At 65.8% G+C, this 21,941-nt stretch carries 24 protein-coding genes; 9 read left to right on the top strand and 15 right to left on the bottom strand.

Translation table 11 applies throughout. The features are described 5' to 3' along the window. The first annotated feature begins 152 nt into the window (after positions 1-152). The 3 genes from AC1D1T_RS17485 to AC1D1T_RS17495 all read left to right on the top strand — a co-directional run bounded on the left by AC1D1T_RS17485 (position 153) and on the right by AC1D1T_RS17495 (position 2,729). Positions 153-545: a DUF2177 family protein gene (locus tag AC1D1T_RS17485; protein WP_477826530.1), complete on the top strand. Its 393-nt coding sequence runs from the start codon at positions 153-155 to the stop codon at positions 543-545. A gap of 172 nt (positions 546-717) precedes the next feature. Beyond that, positions 718-2,322 (top strand): protein kinase domain-containing protein, encoded by a 1,605-nt coding sequence (locus tag AC1D1T_RS17490; RefSeq protein ID WP_477992217.1) that lies wholly within the window; start codon positions 718-720, stop codon positions 2,320-2,322. Positions 2,323-2,477: 155 nt separating this feature from the next. Further along, complete coding sequence (locus AC1D1T_RS17495; protein WP_477827897.1) at positions 2,478-2,729, top strand: hypothetical protein; 252 nt, start codon at positions 2,478-2,480, stop codon at positions 2,727-2,729. Between the two features lie 19 nt (positions 2,730-2,748). Here the strand turns inward: AC1D1T_RS17495 and AC1D1T_RS17500 are convergent, their stop codons facing one another. Further along, on the bottom strand, positions 2,749-3,672 hold the full coding sequence (locus AC1D1T_RS17500) for a LysR family transcriptional regulator (protein ID WP_477827896.1): 924 nt from the start codon (positions 3,670-3,672) through the stop codon (positions 2,749-2,751). 113 nt (positions 3,673-3,785) lie between these two features. Here AC1D1T_RS17500 and AC1D1T_RS17505 point away from each other — a divergent pair, with 113 nt between their 5' ends. Continuing rightward, on the top strand, positions 3,786-4,709 hold the full coding sequence (locus AC1D1T_RS17505) for an alpha/beta fold hydrolase (protein ID WP_477839798.1): 924 nt from the start codon (positions 3,786-3,788) through the stop codon (positions 4,707-4,709). A 113-nt stretch (positions 4,710-4,822) separates the two neighbouring features. After that, positions 4,823-8,053: a glycoside hydrolase family 3 N-terminal domain-containing protein gene (locus AC1D1T_RS17510; RefSeq protein WP_477827202.1), complete on the top strand. Its 3,231-nt coding sequence runs from the start codon at positions 4,823-4,825 to the stop codon at positions 8,051-8,053. Here AC1D1T_RS17510 and AC1D1T_RS17515 read toward each other — a convergent pair. Further along, positions 8,022-8,999, bottom strand: a complete 978-nt coding sequence (locus AC1D1T_RS17515) for an AraC family transcriptional regulator (protein WP_477992218.1) — start codon at positions 8,997-8,999, stop codon at positions 8,022-8,024. The two genes, AC1D1T_RS17510 and AC1D1T_RS17515, sit on opposite strands and share 32 nt — an antisense overlap. A 34-nt stretch (positions 9,000-9,033) precedes the next feature. Here AC1D1T_RS17515 and AC1D1T_RS17520 point away from each other — a divergent pair, with 34 nt between their 5' ends. After that, entirely contained in the window at positions 9,034-10,071 is a 1,038-nt protein-coding gene (locus AC1D1T_RS17520) for an SDR family oxidoreductase (protein WP_477839804.1), read from the top strand. 27 nt (positions 10,072-10,098) lie between these two features. Here AC1D1T_RS17520 and AC1D1T_RS17525 read toward each other — a convergent pair whose 3' ends face one another. The 9 genes from AC1D1T_RS17525 to AC1D1T_RS17565 all read right to left on the bottom strand — a co-directional run bounded on the left by AC1D1T_RS17525 (position 10,099) and on the right by AC1D1T_RS17565 (position 15,926). Then, entirely contained in the window at positions 10,099-10,623 is a 525-nt protein-coding gene (locus AC1D1T_RS17525; RefSeq protein ID WP_477839806.1) for a hypothetical protein, read from the bottom strand. Then, a complete protein-coding gene (locus tag AC1D1T_RS17530) occupies positions 10,620-11,075 on the bottom strand; it encodes a hypothetical protein (RefSeq protein WP_477839808.1) in 456 nt (151 codons plus the stop codon). The genes AC1D1T_RS17525 and AC1D1T_RS17530 overlap by 4 nt, the downstream gene beginning before the upstream one ends. Further along, positions 11,072-11,395, bottom strand: a complete 324-nt coding sequence (locus tag AC1D1T_RS17535) for a KH domain-containing protein (protein ID WP_477828578.1) — start codon at positions 11,393-11,395, stop codon at positions 11,072-11,074. The genes AC1D1T_RS17530 and AC1D1T_RS17535 overlap by 4 nt, the downstream gene beginning before the upstream one ends. A 15-nt stretch (positions 11,396-11,410) precedes the next feature. Then, the gene (locus AC1D1T_RS17540; RefSeq protein ID WP_477839810.1) at positions 11,411-12,184 is read right to left on the bottom strand and encodes a DUF5984 family protein; all 774 of its coding nucleotides are present in this window, start codon (positions 12,182-12,184) and stop codon (positions 11,411-11,413) included. 5 nt (positions 12,185-12,189) lie between these two features. Then, complete coding sequence (locus tag AC1D1T_RS17545) at positions 12,190-13,776, bottom strand: patatin-like phospholipase family protein (RefSeq protein WP_477992219.1); 1,587 nt, start codon at positions 13,774-13,776, stop codon at positions 12,190-12,192. Beyond that, entirely contained in the window at positions 13,773-14,273 is a 501-nt protein-coding gene (locus AC1D1T_RS17550; protein WP_477992220.1) for a hypothetical protein, read from the bottom strand. The genes AC1D1T_RS17545 and AC1D1T_RS17550 overlap by 4 nt, the downstream gene beginning before the upstream one ends. A 53-nt stretch (positions 14,274-14,326) precedes the next feature. Further along, complete coding sequence (locus AC1D1T_RS17555; protein WP_477992221.1) at positions 14,327-14,839, bottom strand: hypothetical protein; 513 nt, start codon at positions 14,837-14,839, stop codon at positions 14,327-14,329. A 192-nt stretch (positions 14,840-15,031) separates the two neighbouring features. Next, positions 15,032-15,511: a hypothetical protein gene (locus AC1D1T_RS17560; protein WP_477992222.1), complete on the bottom strand. Its 480-nt coding sequence runs from the start codon at positions 15,509-15,511 to the stop codon at positions 15,032-15,034. 10 nt (positions 15,512-15,521) lie between these two features. Then, positions 15,522-15,926 carry a hypothetical protein gene (locus AC1D1T_RS17565; RefSeq protein WP_477992223.1) on the bottom strand — a complete coding sequence of 135 codons (405 nt, stop codon included), beginning with the start codon at positions 15,924-15,926 and terminating at the stop codon, positions 15,522-15,524. Between the two features lie 179 nt (positions 15,927-16,105). Between AC1D1T_RS17565 and AC1D1T_RS17570 the strand changes: the two genes are divergently transcribed. After that, positions 16,106-17,353 (top strand): MFS transporter, encoded by a 1,248-nt coding sequence (locus tag AC1D1T_RS17570; protein ID WP_477992224.1) that lies wholly within the window; start codon positions 16,106-16,108, stop codon positions 17,351-17,353. 24 nt (positions 17,354-17,377) lie between these two features. Here the strand turns inward: AC1D1T_RS17570 and AC1D1T_RS17575 are convergent, their stop codons facing one another. The 3 genes from AC1D1T_RS17575 to AC1D1T_RS17585 form a co-directional block, all read right to left on the bottom strand. Beyond that, positions 17,378-18,040 carry a c-type cytochrome gene (locus AC1D1T_RS17575; RefSeq protein WP_477827087.1) on the bottom strand — a complete coding sequence of 221 codons (663 nt, stop codon included), beginning with the start codon at positions 18,038-18,040 and terminating at the stop codon, positions 17,378-17,380. Position 18,041: 1 nt separating this feature from the next. After that, positions 18,042-19,253, bottom strand: a complete 1,212-nt coding sequence (locus AC1D1T_RS17580; RefSeq protein WP_477827086.1) for a PQQ-dependent sugar dehydrogenase — start codon at positions 19,251-19,253, stop codon at positions 18,042-18,044. Positions 19,254-19,387: 134 nt separating this feature from the next. Continuing rightward, the gene (locus AC1D1T_RS17585; protein ID WP_465113265.1) at positions 19,388-19,606 is read right to left on the bottom strand and encodes a tautomerase family protein; all 219 of its coding nucleotides are present in this window, start codon (positions 19,604-19,606) and stop codon (positions 19,388-19,390) included. Between the two features lie 111 nt (positions 19,607-19,717). Between AC1D1T_RS17585 and AC1D1T_RS17590 the strand changes: the two genes are divergently transcribed. Continuing rightward, the gene (locus AC1D1T_RS17590) at positions 19,718-20,620 is read left to right on the top strand and encodes a LysR family transcriptional regulator (RefSeq protein ID WP_477992225.1); all 903 of its coding nucleotides are present in this window, start codon (positions 19,718-19,720) and stop codon (positions 20,618-20,620) included. Between the two features lie 125 nt (positions 20,621-20,745). After that, positions 20,746-21,639: an SGNH/GDSL hydrolase family protein gene (locus AC1D1T_RS17595; RefSeq protein ID WP_477992226.1), complete on the top strand. Its 894-nt coding sequence runs from the start codon at positions 20,746-20,748 to the stop codon at positions 21,637-21,639. A gap of 25 nt (positions 21,640-21,664) precedes the next feature. Here AC1D1T_RS17595 and AC1D1T_RS17600 read toward each other — a convergent pair. Next, positions 21,665-21,941: hypothetical protein (locus AC1D1T_RS17600; RefSeq protein WP_477992227.1), on the bottom strand; the 277-nt coding region annotated here is incomplete at its 5' end.

Raw genomic sequence — 21,941 nt, forward strand, 5'->3', positions numbered from 1 at the left:
ATGCCGACAAGGCACAGCCCGGCGGCATCGACCTGGGGGAGCGGGAGCTCTCGCTGCTGCGCACGCTGCGCAACCAGGCGGTGATGGCGTTCAAGCAGTCGCGCTGAGCGTCACGGCGAGGGGCTGGGCGGGTGCGGCGTAGCATCGGCCGCATGCGTATCTACGTGGTTTCTTATGCGGCAGCGCTCATCGTGCTGCTGGCGCTCGACGGCTTGTGGCTGGGGTTCATCGCGATCGACTGGTACCGCGCTGGCATCGGGCATCTGATGGCAGAGCAGGTCAACGTCGCCGCGGCGGCGGTGTTCTACCTGCTGTTCCCGATCGGCGTGGTGGTGTTCGCGGCGATGCCGGCGCGGGATGCGTGGCATGCGGCGCGGCTGGGTGGCCTGCTTGGGCTCCTCTGCTACGCGACCTATGACCTGACGAACCTAGCGACGCTGAAAGGGTGGCCGGTCGGGATCACGGTGGCTGATATCGCTTGGGGGACGTTGGTGGGGGTGTTGTCGGCGAGTGCTGCGCGATGGAGTTTGCGTCGCACAGAGTGATTCGGCATCCGCCGTTGCCGGATATACACGGATTATTGTGCGCCTGCAACAGATAATTGCAATGTCATTGAGGTATTGAAGATCCTGAGGACAAATGACCTCGAATGGAACTGAGTGGAGGCCGATGTCACACAGCGTATTGACGGCGGTTCATTCTCTTCGAGGTGTAGTRATGTTTGGTGTCCACTTTAAAAAAGACAATGTGCAAGATTTTGGGCTTGCGCGAGAGAAGGCTCTGAAAAAGCTGAAGGGTGGTATCCACGACAACGAGCGTATTGATCTTGTTCGGACAGAAACCGGGTACAAGGTTTCACGACGGTCTGTTCTGTTTGGAAAGGGCGGAGTGAGTCTCGAAGCCAAAAAGTTCCTAAACACTTTGGATCTCTATGCTGAACCAAAGGCAAGAGTCGGAACTGTCGGGCGGAAGGACTCTATAAAAATCCTCTCGCAATGCATTGATGGGGCGTCGAAGATGGAAGAGGGCGGGGTCCTGTGGAGGTCGCCGACCGAAATCTATACTCCTTGTGGATTCATTTCGGGGAAACCGGAATGGAAGGTCATGCAGCAGGTCGGGAAAGACGGAGATCTATTTGTGGTCATGGATGAGCCAGATGGGGGCATCACGGATCAAATGCGCAAGACGCTCAGGAGTGCCGTCAATGGAGGAATTTCTTGGGGGGATCTGAAAAAGATAGAAATCGGAGGGTCGACGAAGATATTGATTCCTCTTCAAGGGGCGGTAGCGCAAGCAGGAAAATTCCCGGACTTTGTCAGTGATGTCACGGCTTCACATGTCACATTCAAAGGGAAACGATACAAGTTTGACGAACAGGCAATTGGCAAGGTCGCCGGGAAAGAAAAGAGATTGATCAGAAAGGCCGTTGCAGAGGACGGCGATACGATCGTTCTGAAGCCCCTTGATGTTTCTTCGGATTCTCCGGAGTTGGTTATTAGCAAGAAGGTTGGGGATGGGAATTCAGCCAATATACTTGGCTGCCGAGGGTCAATCATCACTGCTGCCGGTCAATATTTTTTGATCTCTGACTATGCAAGGAAGGGAACGGTCACGGAGTACGTTGAAAAGCTTCGTCAGCGTATGGAGGACGGGCGTGTCTCACGACAGGATGGTCAGAGAAAGCTCTATAAGATTGCTCACCAAATGTGCTTGGGCGTCGAGCAGCTTCATGATCTGGGATACAAGCATATGGATCTGAAACCGGACAACTTCTATGTCGACGAGGATGGTGAAGGTGAGCCTGTTGTCAAGTTGGCAGATTTCGGAATGTCTGCCCGAAGCGGTGTAGTTATAAATACTGGTCGCAGCGACTGCTTGAAATACATGTCACCGGAATACTACACAGTGTGGAGTGATCCGGAGAATAGGGCTAAAACTGATCGTGCTAATCAGCTCAAGGAGAGGGAGAGCGGGTTGAAGAGGCTTGGTAAGTATGAGAATTTGGAAGCTGTACAAGGAAAGAGAATAAAGGATAGGGTGCTTAAGAAGGCTGGGCTGCCGGCGATTGGGGCCGCGAGCGATGTGCATGGTCTGGTAGCTTCGATATGGGATATTTGCTGTGACGAAAAAGCAAAGGACAGGGCTTCCTTCCTTACTCCACTCAAGTTGCGGAATCAACGCTCATGGCTCGATAGCCGCGAGGAGCGGACAATCATCAATTTGATTCGCGACGGCTTCGTGGATGACCCCGCAAAGCGTCCGACGGCCAAAGTGCTGGCTGATAGATTCGCGACAGTGGTTAAAGCCGCCAGCAAGACGTGAACTGAATCGGTCAGCGATTGGTGCTGGCAACGGGGCAAGTCGGTGGATTCCTACGACGCGAAGCGCGTCCCGCCGACATTGCATCGAGCCCCAACCCCGCGCCGATCAACGGCAGCGATTCCTATGGTTGTGACACATCATGTAAGGAGATCGCGATGAGCAAACAGCAGAAGCCAACTCAACCGGGCAAGCAGCAACCCCAGGCCGACCTGAGCCAGGTTCAGGGCGAAGGCGACTACGAAGCCGCCCGCCACTACGACGAAAAGACCCGCGAGTTCGTCAAGTCCGGCAAGGTCGACGAGGCGGCGCGCAACGCGCATCCGAAGTCGCCGCGCGAGCAGCAGGACATGCAGAAGGCCGAGGAGATCGGCAAGTCGCGCTCGAAGAGCGAAGACCCGCACGGTTGACGGATTGACGGTCGGCGCGTCAGCGCCCGTCGACCAGCTTCGCGAACTCCGCCGCCCGGAACCGCTCCATCACGAAATCGACGAACACCCGCGTCTTCGCCGGCAGCAGGCTGCGGCTCGGGTAGTACAGCGACAGCGGCCCCGCGTCGCTGTACCAGCCCGGCAGCAGCCGCACCAGTTCCCCGCTCGCGATGAGCGCGAAGGCGAACGGCATCGGCAGCAGCGCGACGCCGAGCCCGAGCTTCGCCGCCTCGGCGATCGCCTCGGGGTCGCTGAAGATCAGCCGCGCCTTGCAGGGCACCGCCTGCTCGGCGTTGCGTTTCGAGCGCAGCGTCCACGGCCGCACGCGCCCCGTCGGTGACGACCGCCGCATGATCCCGTCGAACTCCGCCAGGTCCTCCGGCGTACGCGGCATCGGCCGCCCGCTCAGGTAGTCCGGCGACGCCACCGCCACGATGTGCACCGGCGCCAGCTCGCGCGCCACGACGCCCGGCGCCAGCTCGAAGCCGCCGCCGATCGCCGCGTCGAACCCCTCGCCGATCAGATCGACCTGCCGGTTGTCGAAATGCCAGTCCGGCAGCACCGCCGGGTAGCGCGCCAGGAACTCTCCCAGCAGCGGCACCAGGAAGCGCCGCCCGAATGCCAGCCCCATGCTGACCTTCAGCGTGCCGGCCGGCGTCTCGTCACCGCGCTGCACGCCCGCCATCGCGGTCTGCAACGACGCCAGCGGGTCGCTCACCTGCTGCAGGAAGCGCTCGCCGCTTTCGGTGAGCGCCAGCCGGCGCGTGCTGCGTTGAAAGAGCCTTGCGCCGAGATCGGCCTCGAGCTTCGCCACGTTCTTGCTGACGCCCGCCGGCGTCAGGCCCAGCACCCGCGCCGCGGCCGAGAAGCTGCCGTGCTCTGCCGTGTGGACGAACGACACCAGGTGCTGCAGGTAGGTCATGCGCGATCTTAAACCGATGGTTGAAGCTGATTGCGTCCGTTTCCAGCTAGTCGGTTCAAGCTGATTTCAAGACACTGGCGACAGCTGTTCACCCTTCACCCACGGAGATCTCCATGCGAACCCTCATGTCCCTTGCCCTGGCATCGCTGACGCTGCTGGCCATGCCGGCCTCGGCTTCGGCTCAATCCCTCAAGTACCCGGCGCCCACGTTCTCGACCCGCGAGGTCACGACCAACGGCGCGACCATCCACGTCCGCTCCGGCGGCAAGGGCCCCGCGGTGGTGCTGCTGCACGGCTACGGCGAGACCGGCGACATGTGGGTGCCGCTCGCCATCGACCTGGCACGTGATCACACGGTGATCATGCCGGACCTGCGCGGGCTCGGCCTGTCGTCCAAGCCGGCTGGCGGCTTCGACAAGAAGACCCAGGCCGGCGACGTGAGCGGCGTGCTGCAGGCCTTCGGCGTGCAGCAGGCCGACGTCGTCGCGCACGACATCGGCAACATGGTCGCCTTCCAGTTCGCCGCACAGCACCCCGAGCAGGTGCGCCGCCTGGTGCTGATCGACGCACCGGTGCCCGGCGTCGGGCCGTGGGAAGAGATCCTGAAGAACCCGCTGCTGTGGCACTTCCGCTTCGGCGGGCCGGACATGGAGCGCCTGGTCGCCGGCCGCGAACGCATCTACCTCGATCGCTTCTGGAACGAGTTCTCGGCCACGCCCGCGCGCTTCAGCGAAGCGGCACGCCAGCACTACGCCGCGCTCTATGCCCGCCCGGGTGCGATGCATTCCGGCTTTGCGCAGTTCGCGGCGTTCGACCAGGACGCGGTCGACAACCGCGCCTTCCTTGCCGGCAACCGCCTGAAGATGCCCGTGCTGGCACTCGGCGGCGAGAAGTCGTTCGGCTTGACGATGGCCACCGTGATGCGCGCCGGCGCCGACGACGTGACCGAAGGCATCGTCCCCAACTCGGGCCACTGGATCATGGAAGAGAACCCGGCGGCCACCGGCCAGCTGGTGAAGAGCTTCCTCGCCAAGTAATGAGTATTTAACCTAGTGAAATAATTCATCAAGATCTCCTAGAGTCCGCGCAGCATCGAAATGGAAACGGTTCCATTCGATGCCTACAAGAGACATATCAAGGAGACGACACGATGAAACGGTGGCTCACGATGGGGCTGACGGCGCTCACGCTCGGCCTGGGCGGTTGCGGTGGTGGTGATGACGACGCACCGCCCGCACCGCCGCCGTCTCCTCCCGAGAACCAGCCGCTGGACGACTGGCCTGCGATCCAGAGCTCGATCCCGCAGGACGCCTCGCAGGAAGCGCAGATCCAGGGCCTCGTCGCGACCATGACGCTGGCGCAGAAGGTCGGCCAGATGACGCAGCCCGACATCCGCAGCATCACGCCCGACCAGGTGCGGCAGTACTACATCGGCTCGGTGCTGAACGGCGGCGGCGCCTGGCCCGGCAACAAGAAGAACGCCGCCGTGGCCGACTGGCTCGCACTGGCCGATGCCTACTGGCAGGCGTCGATGGACACCGACCTGGCCGTCAAGATCCCGGTGATCTGGGGCACCGACGCCGTGCACGGCCATGGCAATGTCTACGGCGCCACGCTGTTTCCGCAGAACATCGGCCTGGGCGCCGCGAACGATCCCGCGCTGATCGAGCGCATCGGCGAAGCCGTCGCGATGCAGGTGCATTCCACCGGCATCGACTGGACCTTCGCGCCGACGCTCGCGGTGGTGCGCGACGACCGCTGGGGCCGCACCTACGAAGGCTTCTCGGAAGACCCGGCCATCGTCGCCAGCTACGGCGGGCGCTACACCACCGGGCTGCAGGGCCGCTTCGCCGCCTCGGGCCGGCCCACCGTGGTGGCCACGGCCAAGCACTTCATGGGCGATGGTGGCACCGACCTGGGCAAGGACCAGGGCGAGAACAAGGCCACGCTCGCGGAGATGATCAACATCCACGGTGCCGGCTATTACACGTCGCTGGCAGCGGGTGCGCAGACCGTGATGGCCTCGTTCAACAGCTGGACCTTCCAGGGCAGCACGAAAGACGGCCTCGCGCTCGACTTCGCGAACGCCAAGTTGCACGGCAACAAGTACCTGCTGACCGACGTGCTGAAGACGAAGATGGGCTTCGACGGGCTGGTCGTCTCCGACTGGAACGGCATCGGCCAGGTGAAGTACACCGACGCGACCGGTGCGGTGAAGTCGTGCACCAATTCGTCGTGCCCGCCGTCCATCAACGCCGGCATGGACCTGATCATGGTGCCGGACGACTGGAAGGCCTTCATAGCCAACACCATCGCCTCGGTGAACGCCGGCGAGATCCCGATGGCGCGCATCGACGATGCGGTGACCCGCATCCTGCGCGTGAAGCTGCGCTCCGGGCTGATGAAGCTCGAGGGCGGTGCGACGGTCTCGACCAAGCCTTCGCTGCGCACCGGTGCCGGCGACCCGGCCGCGCTGCAGCACCGCGAGCTGGCCCGCGAGGCGGTGCGCAAATCGCTGGTGCTGCTGAAGAACGATGGCGGCGTGCTGCCGCTCCAGCGCGGCGAGAAGCTGCTGGTGGTCGGGCGCAGTGCCGACAGCATGTCGAACCAGACCGGTGGCTGGTCGCTGACCTGGCAGGGCACGTCGAACACGAATGCCGATTTCCCGAACGGCGACACCGTGCTGGCCGGCATCCGCGAGGCGGCGGGCGACGGCAACGTCACCTTCTCGGTCGACGCGGCCAACGTCAACGTGGCCGACTACCAGGCCGTGATCGCCGTCATCGGCGAGACGCCGTATGCCGAAGGCGCCGGTGACATCGGCAAGGCCGGCACGCTGGAGCATGCCAAGCGCTACCCGGCCGACCTCGCGGTGCTGGAGGCGGTGAAAGGCAAGGGCGTGCCGGTGGTGACGGTGCTGCTGAGCGGCCGCCCGCTGTGGGTGAACAAGGAGCTGAACCGCAGCGATGCCTTTGTCGCGGCCTTCCTGCCGGGCACCGAGGGCAAGGGCGTGGCCGACGTGCTGTTCCGCAAGGCCGACGGCACGGTGAACTTCGACTTCCAGGGCCGGCTCTCGTTCTCGTGGCCGAAGGAGGCCTGCCAGACGGTGCTGAACCGCGGCGATGCCACGTATGCGCCGCTGTTCGCCTACGGCTACGGCCTGGGCTACGCGGCGGCCGGCGCGGCGCTGGGCAACACGCTGGACGAGACCACGCCGACGCTCGGCTGCGGCCAGAGCGCGAACACCGGCCCGGCAGCGACCGAGCCGCTGGAGGTGTTCAACCTCGTCGAGAACCCGACCTTCCCGCTGTTCATCGGCTCATCGCCGAACTGGATGATCCCGGTGGGCGCCGACCTGAACGCGACCATCGTCACGCAGGACGGCACGCTGACGCTGCAGACCGCACAGGTCAACGTGCAGCAGGACGGCAAGAAGCTCACCTGGACCGGCCTGGGCGAGTTCAAGGCGATCGCGTCGGACCCGGCCAGCACCAGCGTGCGCAACCCGCAGAACCTGGAGAGCTACGTGCACCCGGATGCGAAGGCGGTGCTCGCGTTCGACATCGTGGTCGACCAGGCGCCGCAAGGCAGCGTGAAGATCCGCATCGACTGCGGCTACCCGTGCCGCGGCGAACTGGACGGCACCGCGGTGCTCAAGGCGCTGCCGCTGGGCACGAAGGCCACGGTGAAGATCCCGCTGTCGTGCTTCGCGGAGGCCGGCGCTGACTTCTCGGCGATCGACACCGCCTTCCTGGTGCAGACCGACAAGCCGTTCAGCGCGAGCTTCGCGAACATCCGCTGGCTGGTGAACGCGAGCGGCGATGCCGACACCCATGCCTGTGCCGAGCTGGCACCACCGCCGCCGCCCGCCATCGAGCCGCTGCCGGGCCCGAGCGCGACGCTGCTGGGAGCCGACGGCCTGCTCAGCGGCCTGGCGACGGGCATGTACACCTCGACGCCGACGCACGTGGTGGCCACGGTGGCGAACGGCGAGGCCGACCTGCAGTTCGCGGCCGACGGCGGCAACGGCACGTTCTACTTCACCGGCAGCGGGTTGAACCTGAGCGGCTATGCGGGCGGCACGCTGCAGTTCGAGCTGGCGGTCAGCAGCTGGGGCACCAACACCAAGGGCCTCGCGATCAAGATGGAGAGCCCGGGCGATGGCTGCCGCAACGTCGACTACGTGATCCCCGATGCGATGAAGCCGCCGGCCGACGGCGCCTTCCACGCGGTCACGCTGAACGTGGCGGACGTGACTGCGGTGAAGAACGCACCGTGTTTCACGCTCGACAACATCACCGTGCCGTTCGGGATCTTCCCGGTGTGGGACGACCAGCAGGGGGTGAGCTTCAAGGTGCGGAACGTGAAGCTGGTGCAGTGACGCCCTGGCGCCACGCCCGGGGCGACTGCCCGCTGATGCGCTTGAAGGCGTTGCTGAAGGCGCTCTCGGAGGTGTAGCCGAGCGCGCGCGCGATCACCGCCACCGGCGTGGCTTCGGTGCGCAGCGCGCGTTCGGCGAGGCGCATCCGCCAGTCGGTGAGGTAGGTCAGCGGTGCGACGCCCGCGACCGTGCGGAAGTGCAGCGCGAAGGTCGTGCGCGACATCGCACACGCCTTCGCGAGTTCGTCCAGGTGCCAGGCGCGCGCCGGCTCGCCGTGCATCAGCCGCAGCGCGGGGGCGAGGCGTGGGTCGCCCAGCGCGCGCAGCCAGCCGGCGGGCATCGGGCCGGCGGTCTGCAGGTGCGCGCGCAGGATCTGGATGAACAACAGCTGTGCGAGTTGCGCCGAGGCGAGCTGCGACCCCGGCAGCCCGGTGGCCTGTTCCTCGACGAGCTGGGCCAGCACCCAGCGGAAGATCGCTGCCTGCGGCGAGGCCGCCTGGATGTGGATCCACGGCGGCAGCACGTCGGCCAGCAGCCGCCCGCTGGTGGGGTCGAGCAGCACGTGGCCGCCGATGTGCGCGAAGTCCTCGCCGCTGCCGACCGCCGCCGTCGCACGGGCCGAGCCCGAGAACAGCGCCATCGCATCGACGGGCGTCACGTCGGGTGCGCTGGCCAGCACGAAGGAGCGGCGCGCCGCCAACAGGCCGACATCGCCGGTGTCGAAGCGGATCGGCTCGGGCTCGCCGTCGATGCGAACCCAGCAACTGCCTTTGACGATCGCGAAGAACTTGATCTTCTCCGGCGCCGGAAACCGGATCGCCCAGGCGCCGCCGGCGGTGAATCCCCCGGTGACGAGCGATTCCGCGCGCGTGTACTTGAGGATGTCGGAGAACGGATCGGTCTGCATTTGCGTACTGTCGCGCAAGTATTGCGAACGTTCAAGCATTCACAGTCCGGCTGCGGCGTCCTATCGTCTCGGCATGAATCAATTCAACGAAGAACTTGTCCTCGTGACCGGTGGCACCGGCTTCATCGCGCAGCACTGCATCCTCGCGCTGCTGGCGCGCGGCCACCGCGTGCGCACCACCGTGCGCTCGCGGGAACGCGAGGCGGAGGTGCGTGCCAACCTGCGCGCCGGTGGCGCTGAGCCGGGGGATCGCCTCGTGTTCGTCGAGGCCGACCTGACGGCTGACGCGGGGTGGGCACAGGCCGCCGCCGGATGCCGCTACGTGCTGCACGGTGCGTCACCCACGCCGTCGGGCGATCAGGTCCGCGAAGAGGACTGGATCGTGCCCGCGGTCGACGGCAACCTGCGCGTGCTGCGGGCTGCGCGCGATGCCGGCGTGCGGCGCGTGGTGCTGACCTCGGCCTTCGGTGCGGTGGGCATCGGCCACGGGCCGATGACGCGGCCGTTCGACGAGACCGACTGGACCGACCTGTCGGGCCATGTGTGGCCGTACCAGAAGTCGAAGACGCTCGCGGAGCGCGCGGCGTGGGATTTCGTCGCGAGGGAAGGGCGCGGGCTGGAACTGTCCGCCGTCAATCCGGTGGCGGTGCTCGGCCCGGCCTTGGGTGCGGACACCTCGCACTCCATCCAGCTGGTCAAGCGCCTGCTGGACGGTCAGCCGGGTTCGCCGAAGGTCAACACCGGCATCGTCGACGTGCGCGACGTGGCGGACCTGCATGTGCGTGCSATGACGAACCCTGCCGCCGCGGGCGAACGCTTCATCGCGACCGCCGGCGAGAGCCTGTGGCTGGTGGAGATCGCGAAGGTGCTGCGGCGCCGCATGGGCGTGGCAGCCGGCAGGGTGTCGACACGGGCGCTGCCCAACTGGTTCGTGCGGCTGCTGGCACGGCGCAATCCGGCGATGGGGGGCATCGTGCCGCTGCTCGGCCTGAACTTGAACGCGACGGGCGAGAAGGCGCGGCGCGTGCTGGGCTGGTCGCCGCGCTCGAGCGAGGAGGCGATCGTGGCGGCGGCGGAGAGCCTGGTGCGGCTGGGGTTGGTGCGCGCGTGATGGCGGTCGGCTGGAGGAGGGGGCCGTTCACCGAACACCGAAAGGGATGCTGGTGATGGCTGTCCAGAGCCGCCGCAGACCCTTTGGCGGCGCTGGCGGGAGATGAGTCAGTGGAACTCGCATGAGAACCGCTTCCGTCAGAACGATGCCTCGCAGGTCGCGAGGGTCGCCGGCCAACTGCATCGCCGCGGAATACTCCGCACTTGTCGACGCGACCGCCTCCAGGCGTCTCCTGCCGGCGTCATCCCCCTGCGCCATCTCCTTTGCAAGCTCATCGGCGGCGACGTAGAGGGGCTCGTTGCTGAGCAGCCCCTTGGCGGACACTTTCGTCTCGAAGTCCCGGACCAGGAAGGCACCCTGGAACTTGACGCCCTGCGGCGAGAGCAGAACCTGCGCGAATGCCATCGGCACGAAGGCGATCAGGCACTCGGCGTCTTCGGCGCTGATGTTTTGCGACACGAGTGCTTGAACGAGCGCGTCGAGGTCCTCGAACGAGTTGCTGGCGATCGTGTCCAGGAAGCGCTGGACTTTCTGTCTGGAGGTCAGGGTCATTTTCCGGAATCGTCCCTCGCTGGCCCGCCGATTCGTTGCCTGATGGCGATGAGCTGGTCGTAGTTGACCTCGGGCCAGTGCGGTGTCTTGTACGCGTGCGACTGGAACGCTCGGATGAAGCGCCAGAACGGCAGGAGGACCTCCGCCGGATCTCCTAGCAGGGAGAGGACGGACGACGCCTGGCTGCGCGCGCTGTCGGGGGCGAACTCCAGGTCGAGCATCACCGTCGACCCGATGGGCTTGAAGTGCATGAAGTAGCCGTCGGGTTCAAGGTGCCACCAAACGCAAGCCTCCGAGCCGGAGGCCGCCCGGCCCAGCGCTTCGATCAGGTCTTGAATCGGGTTGTTGGGAACGTCGGACGCGTCGATCTCGATGGTCCTGTTGCCGACGGCAAGGCGTAGCGGCAACCATCCGTGAGACGGCGGTTCGTGGTGGATGCGGAGGTTGTTCATGATTCGGAATCTTCGTCCGGCAAGTCTTCGTCAGCGGCGTAGAACACGTGCCCCTTGTTTGAAAACATCAGGCTGTCAAGGAATGTGGTCCGCCGGACCCATTCGACGTCGAGCATGGGCAGGTCACCGAGGTTGGTTCCGGCGTATGCCGGGGTTGACCATTCGGCGCTGACACGCGCCTTGGCCTGCTGAACGGCATCCTGTTCCGACACCCCGCGAACGATGCGGGTCGCGTAGAAGCCGACTATGGGCGGATCGGAGGCATCGGGGCCGGGAACCTGAATCCGGGTTCCATGGAGCAAGACGCGGTAGTAGGGCACGATGTCTTGGCACCCTCAAACGCTGATCTGTCCCAGCGCATGGCGAACGGCCGGCCAATCGGTCGATGCTGGCAGCCGAACAAGGTCCGGCTTGGACAGGCGACACCGCTGCTCGTGCTCCCGCAACAGCCCTTCGGCATCGATGTGAACCTCGGGTGAGAACGCGCCCGACACCGTACGCTCGACCCGCTCCGACATCGCGGTCATGAGTCGCTCATGGAGCGAGAGGCACTCTGCCAAGAAATCCGAACGAGTCAGGCTGTAGCTGCCGAACGGCGCGGACCAGGCGGGGGAACCTTCGATGAGCTTGTCCCGGTGATCCCATTCGATGTGAACCATCGACTCGTCCGACCACAACACGATGTCCGCGGATGGCGACAGGTAGGCCGTGTCGAGTTGGCGCTGGCCGATCCAGGTACATGCCGCGTCGACTGTCGACCAGTCGTCGTTGTCGTCGCGCTCGGCGTTCTTGTCGCACCAAGCCGACATTCGTTTCAGCGTCCGCTTGCGGCCCTCGCCGGCAATGTGCGGGATCAAGTCTGCTGGGACGGGTTCGAGCGCGCGGGCTGCCATCTCCACGACATCTTCGTACAGCCGTGCAACCTGATACTCGCAGAAGCGTGACAGCCCTGGCTCCTGCGCCGAGAGGCTGTACTCGAGCAGCTTGGAAGCTCCGACTTCGATCCAGTAGTGACCATCGGTCAACCCGAACCAATGAAGATCCAGCATGCCTGCGCTGCCCCATGGCTTGATTGTCTCGAGGGGCAGCAACGTGAAGTTGAACAGCATGGCGATCACCCGCCCGTGCGATTGGCCGCAAGCTGCCGCCGGCGCTCGTGGCGCAGCAGCGCGGTGCGCGCCCAGGCCGTGAGGCTACGGTTCGAGAACGCGGCCACCTTCAGGCGCAACGCGATCGACACCGTCGCCAGCGCCGGCAGCAGGATCGGGCCGGCCAGCACGCCGAACCATTGGCGCATGTTGTAGAACAGCGCGCCGGCCCGTGGCGCGTGGAACTGCCACAGCCACGCGGCACCCACCAGCCAGCCCAGGAACAGCAGTGCGCGCGTCGAGAGCGGCCGGGCCGGCAGCGGAATGTGGCCGATGCCGAAACCCCAGACGACGCGAGCCAGCACGATCACGGTCACCACCGTCATCGCGAGCATCAGCAGCGACCCGATCGACACCATCACCGAGGCCGCCGAGCGCTTCTGCATGCCCGCGAACAGCACGTGCTGGCCGCGCTCCAGGTCGTCCATGCAGGCGGCGCGGGCATCGCCGAGCTGCTGGGCTTCGCCGGCGGGCAGCTCAGGCAGCGCTGCCCGGCTCATCGCGCCCCACAGGGCCGTCATGTCCGGCGGGCAGTCGGTGGGGATGTCGGCCCGGCCCGTCGCGCTCTGGTGGCCCGCGAGGAACAGCAGGTGGGCTTCGGTGGCCGCGAAGTCGTCGAGGTCGGTGCGCAGTGCGCGAAGGTGCGGCCACCAGTCCAGGCCGCTCGGCTGGGGCACCGGGTCGCGCAGCGAGATCAGCGTGCAGTTGCGTGCGCGCAGGACGTCGCCGCGCGTCTGCTCCATCATCAGGTCCATCGCGCGCATCGGCGTGGCCCAGCCGTCGATCGGGCGCATCGGCCAGGCCGGCGCGGAGGCGTCGATGCAGGTGGCATGGCCGAGCGCCGGGTCGAATTCGCGCAGGCCGTGGTTGTCGAGGACGCCGCCGTCGCCCAGGTGATGCCTGCCGCAGCGGATGGGTTCGAACACCCCGGGCACCGCGCTCGACGCCGCGATGGCGCGCGCGACCGGCAGGTCGTTCATCGTCAGGTAGCTGGCATCGGGCTGGCGCGGCAGGCGCCGGTCGCCCAGCAGCACCACGCAGCGGTTGCCCTGGGCGTAGTCGGAGCAGGCGATGCGCCACTCCGGCAGCTCGGTGGGCCACACATCCGCCGCGGCCGCTCGATGCAGGCGGCGCAGCCAGCGGCGATTGATGCGTGACATCGCGTCCGAGAAGCCGAACTCGTTGCGCACCAGCCCGCTGCTCAGCGCGCGAATCGACGCCATCACGCGCAGCCGGGGGTTGTGGCGGCTCTTGCGAAAGAGAGCCAGGTGTGCACGCAGCGCGCACTGCGCCAGCGCATCGTCGCGCACCGGCCCGTGCCGTGCCTCGGCCAGCCATTCCTGCAGGAAGAAGCCCGCGGCGATCGATCCGCCCGAGATGGTCACCAGCATCTTCAGTTCGCGCAGGCGCCCTTGGGCTGCCAATGCGTGCAGTGCACCCAGGTGATAGAAGGCGGCGCGAAACCCCCCGCCCGAGAGCGAGAGCTGGTGGATCTGCCCGTCATCCGCCGCAGCGGTGTCGGTGGTGGGGTGGGGAATGCTGGAGAAGGTCATGACTTGACTCTGAGGCCGACTCGGGTGTTCTCGAATTCGAAGCGATAGGCGGCGCCACAGGCCTTGCCGCGCTCGGTCGAGCGGAGCGCTTCATCCGTGTCGATGGCTCGCATCCGGCGCCGCAGTTCCCGGGCCGTCTGGGTCACCGTCCAGGCCGACACGGAAGCACAGATCTTCGGGACTTCGTTCAGCGAGAGCAGCGACAGGACGTTCTCGGTGCAGGTGCCGACTGCGCTGCGAAGTGCTTCTCTGTGCGCCTCGGTTGTCTTCGAGTTCTTGCCGCGACTCAGCTTGACCGTGAGGCCGATGGCCTGCGTGTCGCAGTCGGCGGTCCGTTGGTTCAGGTCGGCCAGCGCGGACGATTGCTTGCCCAGGTAGGCGTTGACGCCTTCGACGCCGTCGGTTCGCAGGCGTTGCTCGAGGGTGGAGACGAGTTCGTTGGATGAGAGGGCAGCTGCCGGAAGCATCAGCAGTCCGACAAGAATCGCGCGTGCCATTCAGAAGTCCCGCCACTCATCTTTGATGTTCCATTTGATGGAAGAAGATGGCGTCACTGATCGCTCCTCCACTCAAGGAAGTCTTCCGCAGTGCCTTCCTCAGCCATTTCCAGTATGGCCTCTGCAACTGCGTGCTGACCCTTCGCAGCGGCGGAGGCCGCGAGGGTGCATGCCAGGAAGCCAAGATTCCATGACTTTGCAGAGGCTTCGGCTGCGAGCGCTGGAAGGCGACTCAGAGCGTTGAAGTACGACTCAGACAGCTCGTCTGGAACCTGGGTGCCTTGCTTCGCCCGACAGATCTCGACCCACGCCGGAAAATGGAAGTAGGACTCGTGGGCTGCCACCGGTGACGAGGCAAGCGCAGCAATGACGTGAGGCACGGCGGCAAACGAGGCGGGGTATACGTCACCCTGATGAGCGAGTGCACTCCAGAGTTGAAACCACGGGCTCGCTTCCCCGTCGTCGTTTGGCAGTGAAGCGAGTTGCTGAAGCAGCGCGGGAATGTCCTCCGCGGTTCCGTACGCATGATCGAGTTGCTGCCAGTGGGTACTGTCGAGACTCAGCACGAAGGTTCTCCTTTGCTCAATGTTCACATGAAGTCCCGAGGAAGACCTCTACGGTCCAGTCCATGAAGGCCCGCAGTCCAGTCTTCGCACGGCTCCACGGCATCTGCCATGTACGCCCAGGCGCGGATCTCGGTACTCGAAGGGTTCCACGGGTCAGCGAACATGGGTTGTGCGGACTTGAACTTGAATTGGTCAACGCGCGAGGCGTTCGCCTGCAACAGTCCTGTACTCGATCGATACACCAAGCGCTTGATGGATTGACTTCCCGGGCCGACTCTTCGGATCGACGGTGACTCTCAGCTGGTCGGCTGCAACCCACTCGATCCGCGGCGGAAGTCCCACTCCGTAGGTCGATTCTGCGTAGTAGATGACCGACGCGTCCTTGTCCCCGTGCGAGAACGAGCCGTGTTGCGGCGGACCCAGGTGAATCTCGTCGTACAAGGCGCCTTGACCGAAACCGAGCCCGTTGTCGACGACCTCGACGGTTGCGGCGAAGTTTCTGGATGGGCTTTCAACTTGCGTCGTCTCGACAGCTCGCGGCACGCCTTCAGAACATGCTGAGAGACCGATGGCTGCCCCAAGCAACGCTCCTGCCCAGCTCATGCGCGCCCCTTGCGCTTCTCGAACTCGCGTCAGTACTTTCCTTGCTTCCTTGGACAGTTCGATGGTCATGGATGGTCCGTCAGGCAAGCAGAAGCGCTGCAACCAGCAATACGACGCCGACGACGACGAGAGTCCAYCCCGGCTTTTCGCTGGCAAACACGAAAGTGCTCGGATCATTTGCGAGGTAGACGATCTGCACGGGCTTCCCGGCCTTGAAGTCAGCGAGCACCTCCTCTGGAAAGGAATGCTTCTGCGTGACGTCGCGACCATCTTCCGTCTTGAAATGAAACTCGGCTGTGTACGTGGAGGAGCCGCTCTGCTTGAACTCGGTGTACTTTCCAATCGGCTCAACCGTTGCGGTCTTCCCGCGCTTCTGAATGCTCGTGACTTCCGAGCGATCCTTCAACCCATAGCCGATGAAGACAAGTGCTGCGAATGCACCGAGCAACTTGAAGAGAACTTTGCCGTGAGATCTGGAGTGCATAGGGTTGAGTGGAGAATGAGTCCATGTGCTGCAATGCTGCCACGGCCGACGGCAGCCCGCCACACCGCAGATCAGCGCACAGCCGACCGAATCGCCCGTGACACCACGGCCTGCCTGCAGTGTGACTTCACAGCCCGCTCCTGCTCGCCTCGACATCTGGCCTCATTTGACAACTCTGCATGCTTCTTGACATCGGGCCCCTGCGCCGCAACACCGCCTTCCGCCATCTTTTCGCCAGCCAGTTCATCTCGGGTCTGGGCACCATGGTCAGCTATGTGGCCGTGCCCTGGCAGCTGTACGAGCTGACGCATTCCAACGCCCAGGTCGGCCTGCTGGGCCTCGTGCAACTCGTGCCGGTTGTCGCCTGCGGGCTTCTGGGCGGCGCGGTGGCGGACCGCGTGGACCGCAAGCGCCTGCTGATCGCGTCGGAGGCGCTGATGGCCCTGTGCCTGGCGGGCCTGCTGGCCAACGCATTGACCGCAGCGCCCAGCGTGCTGGCGATCTACGCGCTCGTGGCCGTGCTGCAGGGTGCCAGCGGTTTCCACCGCCCGGCGCTGGAAGCGTTGACACAGAAGCTCGCGCGGCCCGAAGAGTTCGCGGCCGTCGCAGCGCTGTCGTCGGTGCGCGGAACGATCGGCATGGTGGCCGGGCCGGCGCTGGCTGGGCTGCTGCTGGCACGCTGGGGCGCGGTAGGCGCCTATGTCTTCGACTTCTGCACCTTTCTTGCGGCGCTGTTCTTCATCTCTCGCATCCCGCGGGCGGCCGTCGGCACGGTGGAGGCTCCGAGCGAACGGCCCCATCTGCTCACCGACTTGGCCGAAGGCCTGCGCTTCGCGTGGGCACGGCCCGCACTGATGGGAACCTACATCGTGGACATCGTCGCGATGGCCTTCGCGTTCCCGGTGGCTCTGTTCCCTGCCATGGCCGCGGCCGATGGGCGCACCGAGACCGTGGGCTGGCTGCTGTCGGCGATGTCGGTCGGTGCGCTGGTCATCGGCCTCTTCAGCGGCTGGACCGGCAAGGTCATGCGCCATGGCCGCGCGGTGGTCATCGCGGCGGCCGTGTGGGCGCTGGGCATCGTGGCGCTGGGCTTCTCGCCCAGCCTGACGCTGGGTCTCCTGTGCCTGGCGGTGGCAGGTGCGGCCGACATGGTCAGCGGCGTGTTCCGCGGCACGATCTGGAACCAGACCATTCCCAACACGCTGCGCGGGCGTCTGGCCGGCATCGAGATGATCAGCTACCTGACCGGCCCGCTCATCGGCAGCGCGCGCGCCGGCTTCATGGCCGACGCCTGGGGTGTGTCAGCCGCCGTCTGGATCGGCGGCGCGATCTGCTTCGCGGGCGTCATCGCCACCGGGTTCGCGCTGCCACGCTTCTGGGCCTATCGCAGCACACCGGTGGACGTTCCGGGAGCCGTAGTGGCCTGACCGTTGACGCGACGGTGCCGGGATTCACTTGCCGGTGAAGTTCGCGACATAGTAGGCCAGCACGTCCAGGTCCTGCACCGGCACCTGGCTCAGTGCCTCGGTCATCGCTCGCGTGTAGCCGGGCCGTTCGCCGGACTTGAAGCCCTGGAGCGTCGCGCGCACGTAGTCCTCCTTCTGGCCGCCGATGCGCGGCACGCCCTGGCCGCCCGCCAGATCGGTGCCGTGGCAGAACACGCACTTGTGCTGCTGCGCGAGGGCCTGCCCCTTGCTCATGCGCTCCGCATCGGGCGGCGCACCCGGCGCCGGCGCGGGCACCGGCGGCAGCGTGCCGATGAAGTCGGAGAAGCCTCGCAAGTCGGCGTCCTTCATCGGCTTGGCCAGCGCAATCATCGCGTCGTTGTTGCGGCGGCCCTCGCGGAACAGGAACAGCTGCGTGATCGTGTACAGCGACGGCTGGCCCGCCAGCACCGGCACGCCCGCCATGTCGCTGCGGCCGTTGGCGCCGTGGCAGGCGGCGCAGACGGCGCGAAAGCGCTCGGCGTAGTCAGCCGCGGCCGCCGCACCGGTGGCAGCCGCCGAGGCGGCGCTCGAGCGGGCGGCGGGCTTCTTCGTCTGCGCCTGCGCGTGCGCCCACGAGGTCGCCATCAGCAGGATGGCCAAGGTCGCGCTGCGCTGCCAGGCCCTCACGTCACTTGCCCTTGCCGCTGTAGCTGATGCGGTAGATCGCACCGGCGTGGTCGTCGCTGACGAGCAGCGAGCCGTCCTTCATCACGAGGAAGTCCACCGGCCGGCCGAGGTAGGTGTTGTTCTCGACGAAGCCCGTCATGAACGGCTCGACCTTGGCACCGCCCTTGCCGTCCGGCCGCGCCACGTAGACACCGTTGTACTTCTTCGTGCGGTTCCACGGCCCGTGGATGGCGATGAACATCGCGCCCTGGTACTTCGCCGGGAACATCTTGCCGGTGTAGAACTTCAGGCCGAGCGAGCCGGCGTGCGGGCCGAGCAGCGCGGCGGGCTTCACGAAGTCGTCGCACGACTTGCCCCATCCGAACTCAGGGTCGGGGATGTTGCCCTGGTGGCAATACGGATAGCCGAAGTGCTGCTTGCCGGGCTGCGTGACATGGTTCAGCTCGTCGTTCGGAATCTCCTCGCTGAGCCAGTCGCGGCCGTTGTCGGTGAACCAGAGGTCACCGGTCTTCGGATCGAAGTCGAAGCCGACCGTGTTGCGCACGCCCGAGGCGATCGTCTCGATGCCCGAACCGTCGAGCTTCATGCTGTAGATCTTCGCGTACTCGCCCGGATCGCAGATGTTGCAGGGCGCACCGATGTTGTAGTAGAGCTTGTCGTTGTGGACGCGCAGGTACTTCCAGCTGTGGTCGCTGCCGCCCGGCAGCTTGTCGTTCAGCACCGCGCTCGGTTCGCCGAGGTTGTCGAGCTTGTCCTCCACGTTGTCGTAGCGAACGATCTTCTTGTGGGTGGCGAAGAACAGCGAGCCCTTGTAGAACTCGATGCCGGTCGCCTGCTCGGTCTTGTCGATGATGACCTTCGGCTCGCGCTTGCCGTCGACAGCCTTCTCGGGCAGCACGTAGACCTTGTTGGCGACGAACAGCGTGCTGACGAAGATGTTGCCCTTGGCACCCTGGCGCAGCTCGCGCGCGTCGAGCACGCCCGAGGCCCAGGTCTCGACCTTGAAGCCGGGCGGCAGCTTGAACTTCGCGGTAGGCAGCTGGTCGGCCGCGGTCGGAATCGGAAACGCCGGCACCGGCGCCATCTTCATGGCCGTGTCGGTCTTGGGCCGGCCCTTGGCCCAGCCGGGTTCGGCATCCTGGGCGGAGGCCACTGCGGCTGCGCACATGAGCGGCAGCGCGGCGACGAACGAACGCAGGCGGATCTGATGCATGTCTCACTCCTGATGTGGTTGTGTGAGAAGCCATCGGCCCGCATGGTGACGAGCCCGTGGCCTCTGCGGTTATCAGTGTCGCGAGGGGGCATCTTGAGTCATGACCGTGGCGCTGTCCACCCGCGCCCGGGCACTCACCGAGCCTTCGGTGGCAAGCCCATCTTGGCCAGCGTCAGCGTCTCGTCGGCGCGACCCCAGCCGCCGTCGGCGACCTCTTCGACCAGCACCATCGAGAAGGGCCGGGCCTTCTCGCCGAAGTACTCGACGAACATGGCCGTGGTGCGGTGGATGATTTCTTCCTTGCGGGCGTGGTCGACGGTGCCCTCGGGGAACTTGAAATTGGCGAATGGCATGGGGTTCTCCTGTGGAGTGCAATGAAGGTGAAGGCATTCTTGTTGTTATCGAATGACGGATAAATGCCGCGCGGAAGCCATGTGAATTCCGCCATCGATAACAATCGGCGCATGGATCGCCTCGACACCCTGCTGCTGTTCACCCGCATCGTGGAGACCGGCAGCTTCAGCCGCGCCGCGGAGATGCTGGACATTCCGCGGCCCTCCGCCACCAACGCGATCAAGGAACTGGAGGGCCGGCTGGGGGTGCGGCTGCTCGATCGCACGACGCGCCAGGTGCGCCCCACCCACGACGGATCGGCCTACTACGAACGCTGCGTGCATGTGCTGTCGGAACTGGACGATGCCGAGGCCTCGCTCAAGCACGTGGCGGCCAACCCGCGTGGCACGCTGCGCGTGGACCTGCACGGCACCCATGCGATGCTGATCGTGCTGCCGCAGATCAACGACTTCCGCAGCCGCTATCCCGACATCGACCTCGTCATCAGCAGCGGCGACCGGCTGGTGGATCTCGTGCGCGAGGGCGTGGACTGCGTCGTGCGTGCCGGCCAGCTGCGCGATTCCAGCCTCATCGCGCGCCGGCTTGCCGTGCTGCCGCAAGTGCTGTGTGCCAGCCCCGACTACCTGGCCCGCTTCGGCACGCCCGGTCATCCCGACGAACTGGCCGACCACCAGATGGTGCGATTCTTCTCGAGCACCGGTGGCATCGACTATCCGCTGACGCTGCTGGTCGACGGCGTGGCCAGGGATTTCTCGCTGCGTGGCTGGGTCAGCGTCAACGATGCCGAGAACTACGCGCTGTGTGCCAGGCGCGGCTGCGGCATCGTTCAACTGCCGCGCTTCCATGTGGACGAGGATCTGAAGTYGGGTCGCCTGGTGGAGCTGCTGCACGAGTGGCCCAGCCCGTCGATGCCGCTGTCGGCGCTCTATCCCTACCGGCGCCAGCTCTCGCCGCGGGTGCGGGTGTTCGTCGATTGGCTGGCGCAGCTTTATGAGCGTGCGTTTCCGGCCTGATCCGCGCTGGAAACCAGGCTGGCAACGCAGCCGGCTCTGCGCGGCCATTCCTCCCCCGCATCAGGGGAGGTTCAACTGCATCGCCGTGGAGTACACCGGGGCTCCAGCGCCCGCAAGGAGCCTCCATGAGCACCGACTTTCGCGCCCAGATCATCGCCCCGGCAGCGGCCTATGGGCAGGGCGACACCGGCCTGTTCCCGTTCGACCTGTTCGATCGCCAGTGCCTGGCGCAGGGCGATTCGTGGTTCTCGATCGGCTCGATTCCGCCGGGGCTCACGAGCAACGTGCTGGCCGAGCTGTGGCTTTCGCAGGCGGCGGTGATCGTCAATTGCGCGCGGCCGAGCAAGACGCTCGCGCACATGGCCGACGCGCTGTCGGAGACGATGTTCCTGCGGTTGCTGCGCGGGCCGTCGTCGTTCCAGTGGGATGCGATCCTGCTGTCGGGCGGCGGCAACGACCTGATCGATGCCGCGTCGGTCGGCCCCGATGCGCCGCGCGACCGGCGGCTGCTGCTGCGCGCCGACGAGCGCGCGGCCGTGCCGGCCGATGCGGCGGGCTACCTCAGCGAGGACGGCTGGCACACCTTCGAGCAGCACCTGGGCGAGGTCTTCGCGTGGTTCATCGCCGAACGCGCCTCGGGGCAGAACTGGCACACGCCGACGGTGCTGCACAACTACGCGCCGATCATGCCGAGGYCGAGTGGCGCGGGCTTTGTCAGCGGGCCGTGGCTGCAGCCGGCGCTGGTGGCCTTCGGTGTTCCGATCGACGACTGGGGCGATGTGGCGGCCGAGTTGATGGCGCGGCTGGATCAGTTGCTGCGCGGCCTGGTGGATGAGCACCTGGCGGCGGACCCGGCCGATACGCTGGTGATCGTCGACACGCAGTCGGCGGGGTTGGTGCTGGCGGACCCGACGGAGGAGGGCGTTTCCGGGGACTGGCAGAACGAGATCCACCCGACGCGGGAGGGCTACAAGAAGCTGGGTGTCGCCTGGCGGGCGGTGCTGGAGGGGTTGCTGTAGTTGCAGAGCCCGCGCTGGGTACGGCTCAGGGCAGCTCGAACTCCTTGAGATCGCTCCACAGGTACGACAGGTAGGCCTCGCGCACACCGGGCATCCGGCAGGCCTCCAGCAGCCCGGCGCACTGGTTTCGTGCCGAGATGTTGGCGGCCAGCCAATCGTCGATGGGCGCGCCGGCGGCCTGCGCGAGCAGGCCGGGCAGGAACACGAGGTCGAGGGCGCGCGGCGCCTGCGACGGCGCCCGCTCGGGCCGGTTGCTCGAGACCTCGTACCAGGTCTGGTACCTGGCCGGCACCGCGCCGGTC

The organism is Rhizobacter sp. P2_H3, assembly GCF_056403355.1.

What these genes read in the sequence shown, in the direction of transcription:
- AC1D1T_RS17485 (WP_477826530.1), top strand. Translation starts at nt 153, where the DNA reads ATGCGTATCTACGTGGTTTCTTATGCGGCAGCGCTCATCGTGCTGCTG.
- AC1D1T_RS17490 (WP_477992217.1), top strand. Translation starts at nt 718, where the DNA reads ATGTTTGGTGTCCACTTTAAAAAAGACAATGTGCAAGATTTTGGGCTT.
- AC1D1T_RS17495 (WP_477827897.1), top strand. Translation starts at nt 2,478, where the DNA reads ATGAGCAAACAGCAGAAGCCAACTCAACCGGGCAAGCAGCAACCCCAG.
- AC1D1T_RS17500 (WP_477827896.1), bottom strand. Translation starts at nt 3,672, where the DNA reads ATGACCTACCTGCAGCACCTGGTGTCGTTCGTCCACACGGCAGAGCAC.
- AC1D1T_RS17505 (WP_477839798.1), top strand. Translation starts at nt 3,786, where the DNA reads ATGCGAACCCTCATGTCCCTTGCCCTGGCATCGCTGACGCTGCTGGCC.
- AC1D1T_RS17510 (WP_477827202.1), top strand. Translation starts at nt 4,823, where the DNA reads ATGAAACGGTGGCTCACGATGGGGCTGACGGCGCTCACGCTCGGCCTG.
- AC1D1T_RS17515 (WP_477992218.1), bottom strand. Translation starts at nt 8,999, where the DNA reads ATGCTTGAACGTTCGCAATACTTGCGCGACAGTACGCAAATGCAGACC.
- AC1D1T_RS17525 (WP_477839806.1), bottom strand. Translation starts at nt 10,623, where the DNA reads ATGACCCTGACCTCCAGACAGAAAGTCCAGCGCTTCCTGGACACGATC.
- AC1D1T_RS17530 (WP_477839808.1), bottom strand. Translation starts at nt 11,075, where the DNA reads ATGAACAACCTCCGCATCCACCACGAACCGCCGTCTCACGGATGGTTG.
- AC1D1T_RS17540 (WP_477839810.1), bottom strand. Translation starts at nt 12,184, where the DNA reads ATGCTGTTCAACTTCACGTTGCTGCCCCTCGAGACAATCAAGCCATGG.
- AC1D1T_RS17545 (WP_477992219.1), bottom strand. Translation starts at nt 13,776, where the DNA reads ATGACCTTCTCCAGCATTCCCCACCCCACCACCGACACCGCTGCGGCG.
- AC1D1T_RS17550 (WP_477992220.1), bottom strand. Translation starts at nt 14,273, where the DNA reads ATGGCACGCGCGATTCTTGTCGGACTGCTGATGCTTCCGGCAGCTGCC.
- AC1D1T_RS17560 (WP_477992222.1), bottom strand. Translation starts at nt 15,511, where the DNA reads ATGACCATCGAACTGTCCAAGGAAGCAAGGAAAGTACTGACGCGAGTT.
- AC1D1T_RS17570 (WP_477992224.1), top strand. Translation starts at nt 16,106, where the DNA reads ATGCTTCTTGACATCGGGCCCCTGCGCCGCAACACCGCCTTCCGCCAT.
- AC1D1T_RS17580 (WP_477827086.1), bottom strand. Translation starts at nt 19,253, where the DNA reads ATGCATCAGATCCGCCTGCGTTCGTTCGTCGCCGCGCTGCCGCTCATG.
- AC1D1T_RS17585 (WP_465113265.1), bottom strand. Translation starts at nt 19,606, where the DNA reads ATGCCATTCGCCAATTTCAAGTTCCCCGAGGGCACCGTCGACCACGCC.